The organism is Paraburkholderia sp. SIMBA_053, assembly GCF_046534895.1.
GTDB classification, from domain to species: Bacteria; Pseudomonadota; Gammaproteobacteria; order Burkholderiales; family Burkholderiaceae; genus Paraburkholderia; species Paraburkholderia caledonica.
In genome coordinates this window covers 1-270 of sequence record NZ_JAWRXU010000733.1, presented here as the reverse complement: position 1 = coordinate 270, position 270 = coordinate 1, and the positions used below count along the sequence as shown (strand labels likewise).

Here is a 270-nt window from a genome sequence, read left to right as displayed (position 1 = left end):
CGACATGAAGATTTTCTTGTAGTGAAACAGGGGAATAGAGGAAAATACTACATATATCATGATTCTTTAAAAGTCCTTAAACTTATTAAAAAACTTTATAGCGACAATAAAAATGAAATTGAAGTAAACGAGTATCTTGAAGAAAATGGAATAGCTATGGTTATCAATGTTTCTGACGAAGAAAACACTGATAATAGGGATGAAACGTTATCTGTAAATATGGTAGACATGGTAAAAACATGGAACGAACGGTTTGATCAGCTAGAAAAA

At 30.7% G+C, this 270-nt stretch carries 1 protein-coding gene; it reads left to right on the top strand.

The features are described 5' to 3' along the window. On the top strand, positions 1–270 hold a 270-nt coding region (locus SB753_RS37515; protein ID WP_410805219.1), incomplete at both ends, for a hypothetical protein.